Genomic DNA, 5,710 nt, shown 5'->3' on the forward strand with positions numbered 1-5,710 from the left:
ATCGCGGTGGCGGCGGTGCGCAGCTTTCTGGCGCGCCACCAGCGCGAAATGTTGTTTGTGGGCGCTTTGCCGCTGGCGCGCGAAGACGCGCGCCGACCGCGCGCCGACGGTGGGGTGCACGCGCACGACGACATGCTCGAATTTCTGCGCCGCAGCGGCGTGCTGGAAGCTGCCGGGCGTTTTGAAGCCGGCGACGCCTCGGTGGCCAGCGCTTTCGTGCAACTGGCATTCCCCTGGCTGGCCACCCGCGCAGCGCAAGACCTGCCCGAGGGTTTGGAATCGCCCGACGGTGCGCTGGCCGGCCTGCTGGCCGCTGGTGCGCTGGCGCGCGGCACGCACGCCTCGGTCGCCGGTGATTTTTCGCAGGCCCGGTTGCGCGACGTGTTGCGGCTGGAGCCCACGCCCGCCTGGGGTGCGGGCCCACAGTCGCCCAGCGCCTTGTTGGCCGAGCGCGTGTGCCTGATCACCCAGCAGGCCGGTGGCTGTGCCTTGCAGTCCGACGTCACGACCAGTGTCGACCCGGCCTGGCGCAGCGCCGGTGTGAGCCGCCTCATGGCCACCGTGTTGCGCGCCGCGCGCCTGCGCGGCCTGACCGTGTTGTTCGACGGCAATGGCCCGCAAACCTGGGACCGTCTGCGCCGCAGCTTCGAAGATTTGTTGACCGGGTTCTGGCGCGTCGGCGCCCTGGCCGGTGCCACCCCCGACGATGCCTTTCAAGTGCGCTGCGACCGCCACACCATGACCCAGAACGATGTGGACAACGGCCGCCTGGTGGCCGAGATCACGGTGCTGCCGGCACACAGCATCGAGCGCATCACCGTGGTGCTGGCGCTGTCGGCCGCGGGCCTGTCTGAAGACCGCGTGCGGGAGGTGGCCTGATGCCGTTTGAAGCCCATGCCAACGCGTCGGCCTCGGGTTCTCTCGGGGTCGGTTTCGGTGCCTCGGCCAGCGCGACCGCCAGCCTGGGCGAACGGGCCGGCAACACCAAGGGCGCACAGCCCGGTGGCAAGGACCTGGCCGAAAACCTGTTGCCGCCCCTGATCCCGTTTCGCTTCCAACTGGTGTTCCGCCAGGCCGGCAACGAGGTCGCCGTGTGCGAGGGCGCTTTTGCCGAATGCAGCGGCCTGGAGGCGACCATGGAGCCCAAGCTCATCAAGGTCGGCGGCGTCAACTACGGCGCAGCCCAGCGCGCAGGGCCGGTCAGCTTCTCCACCGTGATCCTCAAGCGCGGCATGACCCGCACACGCGACCTCTGGACCTGGTTCTCCACCGTGGCCATCGGGGGTTATGCGCACCGGCTGGACGCACAGGTCGATGTGCAGAACGCAGCCGGGGACACGGTTCTGAGCTGGGGGCTCAAGGCCTGCATGCCGGTCAAGTTCAAGGCCGCCGACCTCAATGGCAAGGGCAGTGAAATCGCCATAGAAGAACTGCATCTGGTGCACGAGGGCCTGTCTCTCGTGGCGCCGAAGGGCTGAACATGTCGGAACAAAAACTGGCCATCGCCGAGTTCAAGAACCAGTCGCGGGCGAGCGAGAAGGCCATCAAGGTGCACTTCAACCCGGCGACGCTGCAGTTCACCGTGTCGAACACGCTGGCGCCTGCGGCCAATGGCGGCGGCAGCCGGCAGTTCGTCAGCCAGACCGTGGCCAAGCTCACCATGGATCTGGTGTTCGACACCACGGCCAGCAACCCCGGTGGCGAAGTCAGCGGTGGCGAGGACGTGCGCACCTACACCGACCGCATGGTCAAGCTGTTGAATCCTTTCGGCCCCGAGGGCGAAAGAACACCGCCGGTGGTGGAACTCAGCTGGGGTGCCTACAAGTTCGTCGGCACCATCGAACAGTACCGGGAAACGCTGGAGCTGTTCTCGGCCGACGGCGTGCCGTTGCGGGCATCGGTCAACCTGACCATGTCCAACGACAGCTACAAGTTCGAAAGTGCCAAGTTCGGCAAGACCAAGTCGGACCCCAACCAGGGTACACCCGCCGTGCAGGTGCCCGGTGGTGGTGGACCGTCCGACGTCGCCAACGCCGGTGGCGACCCGCGCGCCGCGCGCGCCATCGCTGGTTTGAATGCCTCGGCCAGCCTGCGTTTTGGCGGCAGCGCTTCTTTGTTGGTGGAAGCCCATGTTTCGCTGGGTGCGCCAGCCGCGTTCGCGTCCGGCTCGCTGTCATTTGGCGCAGGTCTGGGTGGCGGGATCGGCATCGGTGGCGGTATGGGCATCGGCGCTGGAGCCGGTGTGGGTGTGGGGGGCAGCGCAGGTATAGCCAGCACGGCGGGCACGGCCTTTGGCGGCTTGCGCAGCGGTGTCTCGGCGGGTGCTTCCTTGTCCAACCCGCAGGCCTTGTTGCCCCCGGCCCCCGTGAGCGCGGGCGCCAGTTTTGCCCCCGGCGGCATGGCCCAAGGGGGCGGTGAAGCCAGCCTGGGCACCCAGGTCGCCGCCAAGGGCAGTCTGAGCTTTGAAGGATGAAATGAAAGGAGCCGACCATGCCCATCACGTTTGAGGAAGTCACCGCCGAAGTCGCGCCTGAACCCAGCGTGGCAGCGCCCACACCGGAGGCACAGGGCGCGAACGCCGCGTCCGACGAGCTGAGCGAGAAGGTCCAGGCGCTGCTGTTGTTGCGCGCCGAACGCTTGCAGCGCATTGCCGCCGATTGACCACCACAGCCGAAGCCATGCCCGAAGCCGCCCTCAGTACCCGCCCGATTTACAGCGCCCGCCCCACACTGCGGCTGGCGGGCGAGGCCGACCTGCGTCTGACCCACCTCTTGACGGCCATGCGCATGGAAGAGAGCGAAGGGGGCATGAGCCATATCGAGCTGCGGTTTTCCAACCTCGTGAGCCTGAACAGCGGCGCCACCGAAGCGGCTTTTGACGCCAACGCCGATCTCAAGCTGGGCGCGGCCATCGAGGTGTACGGCGGCGACACCCAGGCACCGGTGGAAATATTCCGGGGCAAGGTCAGCGCCATCGAACTGCTCTACACCATGGGCGCAGCACCCGAACTGACGGTGCTGGCCGAAGACGCCTTGTTCGCCGCGCGCCTGGCCCGGCGCAGCAAGGTCTATACCGACATGTCGCTGGCCGACGTGGTGCGCGAAGTGGCGCAGGCGCTGCACCTGCAGCCCACCATCACCGGCCTGACCGAGCCCGTGGGCACCTGGGCGCAGATCAACGAAAGTGATCTGGCCTTTCTGCGCCGCCTGCTGGCCCGCTTCGATGCCGATTTGCAAATCGTGGGCGATGCCTTGCAGGTCTCGCCGCGCGGCGATGTGGCCCGCGGTGAAATTGAGCTGGCGATGTTTGGCCAGTTGGTGCGCGCCCGCGTGCTGGCCGATGTGTCGCAACAGATCACGCAACTGAGTACTGCAGGCTGGAACCCGGTGGACGGCAGCGCCGTGAGCCACGAGGCCAGCGCGCTCACGCACGGCGGTCCGGGCAGTGGCCGCAGCGGCGCGGCGTGGCTGGAAGAAGCCTTTGGTGCGCGCAGCGAACATGTGGGGCATCTGGCGGTGGCCACGCAGGCTGAGGCCGAGGCGGTGGCCAGCGCCGCGTTCGACCAGCGGGCCCGGCGCTTTGTGCGCATCGAAGGCATGGCCGAAGGCAATCCGGCGCTGCGCGTGGGCACCACGGTGGCGGTGAGCGGCTTGTCTTCGCAGTTCGACAACAGCTACTACGTGTGCAGCGCGCAACACCTGTACGACCAGACGCAGGGCTACCGCACCGGCTTCACCGCCGAGTGCGCCTGGTTGGGAGAAGGCACATGAAACGAGACGCTCTGTTTGAACGGCCGCTGGGCTGGATGCACGCGGCCACCCTGGCGCAGGTGGTGTCGCTGGACGACCCCGACGCGCGCAACCGGGTGCAGGTGCGCTTGCTCAGCCACGATGGCGTGAGCGAGCAGGACGCGCCGCTCTGGGCCCGTGTGGTCGCGCCCTTTGCCGGCTCCGACCGGGGCCTGTTTTTTCTGCCGGACGTGGACGACGAGGTGCTGGTGGTGTTCATGAACGGCGACCCGCGTTTTCCGCTGATCGTGGGCGGTTTGTGGAACGGAAGTTCGGCTTCGCCCGCCGATATCGACAGCGGGCAGAACAAGACCAAACGCCTGAAGTCGAAAAACGGCGTGGCCATCACCATCCTCGACGAGGACGGCCAGGAAACCCTGACGCTGGAAACCCCTGGTGGGCAGGTCGTGACCCTGAAAGACGGTCCGGGTGAAATCACGGTGGTCGATGCCAATGGCAACAGCGTGAAGCTCGAGACGGCGGGCATCACCGTCGAGGCCAGCGCCAAGGTGACGGTGAACGCGCCGCAGGTGGAGGTGAGCGCCGGCATGGTCAAGGTGGATGCCGCTATGTCGAACTTCTCCGGCATCGTCAAGTGCGACACCTTGATCACCAACTCGGTGGTCTCCACCAGCTACACGCCGGGTGCGGGGAACGTGTGGTGACGCCATGAAAACACTGTTGCGCCAACACGAACACGAAACGGTTCTGGGTGCGCCCCGCGACATCCAGGGTGACCAGGCACCGCTGCTTTTGCAGCGCTCCGATGGCGATTTCATCGAAGCCGTTCTGGACGAACTCAAGACCAGCGACGGGCGGCGCCGTCTGAAGCAGTCGCGCGCCTCGGCAAGCAATGCCAGCGGCGTGCTCAAGCTGTTCCAGCCGGTGCAGCGGCAACACCACGTGGCCGTGCTGGAGGCCTGGTGCGACACCCCGGGCGAGGTGCGCATCGACCCCTCGCGGGTGGCTTCGGCGGGTCTGGTGGTGCGGCGGGTGCGCACCAACGGCCGTGCGGTGTTGCAGGGCTGGATGCGTTCCAAGGGCCGCTTGCGTGGCTGGATACCGGTGGCGCGCATGGACGGCCACAGTGGCGATCCGGTGAGCAGCCTGCGGCTGGCGCGCGGCAAGACCGGTGTGGCCGACATCGACCGCGAACTGGGTTTGATGGCCTTGCAGAACGAAGACGCCTTGCTGAACGAACACGTGGTGCCCATGTTCATCGCGCCGCCCGAGGTGTGCCAGGCGGCGGGCAAAACCCTGTATTACGGGGTGGTGCCCACCGTCAGCGGCGAATTGGCCGAAACCCCGGAGGCGTTTGACGAAACCGGCGCCTTCGGTCCCGAGAGCGCCGACTTCAAGAACCACCTGGTGCAGGCGTTGCGCGGCGAGCGCATGGACTTTCCGCTGGCCGGCGAGACCCTGGACGCGGACTGGTTTGAAGCCGCCGAGATGGCCACCACCGACAAGCCTGCGGGTGTGTCCAACGCGCACTGGAATCTGTTGAAACCCGATGGCTCGGCGCGCAGCGCCATGCAGCGCTTCATCCGTCTGTTGCGCCAGTTGGGCAACGAGTTCGACGCCTTCGACGGCAGCGACCCCGCGTTCCAGGCCCTGCGCGACGAACTGGCGCGCATACCGCTGCCCATGGTTTTGCGCACAGGCGAGACCCAGGCCCGCACCACCCCGGCCAGCGTGTTTCTGCGCCAGGCGGCCCGGGTGTTGCTGGAGCGCGATGGCAGCGCCCCGCGCCCCGAAATGCCCAGCCATTGGCCGCTCTTGGGCAGCGACCAGGCGCGGCGTTTGCGCCAGCTCTTGTCGCAAGCCGTGGGCCAGCGTTTTGCGCAGGTGAACCCGGCGCCGGGCCGGTTTGAAGAAGCCCAGGCGCAGTATGTGGTGCGCTGTTTTCTGCGCCTCAAACCCGA

General features: G+C 67.3%; 6 protein-coding genes and 1 pseudogene. All 7 read left to right on the forward strand.

What is annotated here, in order from left to right; translation table 11 throughout:
- Nucleotides 1-879: pseudogene (locus ABYB95_RS15760) on the forward strand (phage tail protein); the annotation flags it as partial.
- A complete protein-coding gene (locus ABYB95_RS15765; RefSeq protein ID WP_372659511.1) occupies nucleotides 879-1,478 on the forward strand; it encodes a phage tail protein in 600 nt (199 codons plus the stop codon). The pseudogene ABYB95_RS15760 and the gene ABYB95_RS15765, both read left to right, overlap by 1 nt.
- Before the next feature lie 2 nt (nucleotides 1,479-1,480).
- Nucleotides 1,481-2,473 carry a hypothetical protein gene (locus ABYB95_RS15770; RefSeq protein WP_372659512.1) on the forward strand — a complete coding sequence of 331 codons (993 nt, stop codon included), beginning with the start codon at nucleotides 1,481-1,483 and terminating at the stop codon, nucleotides 2,471-2,473.
- Between the two features lie 17 nt (nucleotides 2,474-2,490).
- Nucleotides 2,491-2,661, forward strand: coding sequence for a hypothetical protein (locus ABYB95_RS15775; protein ID WP_372659513.1), 171 nt, complete (start codon nucleotides 2,491-2,493; stop codon nucleotides 2,659-2,661).
- Between the two features lie 17 nt (nucleotides 2,662-2,678).
- Nucleotides 2,679-3,770, forward strand: a complete 1,092-nt coding sequence (locus tag ABYB95_RS15780) for a phage late control D family protein (RefSeq protein WP_372659514.1) — start codon at nucleotides 2,679-2,681, stop codon at nucleotides 3,768-3,770.
- Nucleotides 3,767-4,453 carry a phage baseplate assembly protein V gene (locus ABYB95_RS15785; RefSeq protein WP_372659515.1) on the forward strand — a complete coding sequence of 229 codons (687 nt, stop codon included), beginning with the start codon at nucleotides 3,767-3,769 and terminating at the stop codon, nucleotides 4,451-4,453. Before ABYB95_RS15780 ends, ABYB95_RS15785 begins: the two co-directional genes overlap by 4 nt.
- Nucleotides 4,454-4,457: 4 nt before the next feature.
- A partial coding sequence (locus ABYB95_RS15790; protein WP_372659516.1) for a hypothetical protein occupies nucleotides 4,458-5,710 on the forward strand: 1,253 nt, incomplete at its 3' end.

Origin of the sequence: Hydrogenophaga sp. (genome assembly GCF_041633695.1) — a bacterium.
Lineage (GTDB): Bacteria > Pseudomonadota > Gammaproteobacteria > Burkholderiales > Burkholderiaceae_C > Hydrogenophaga.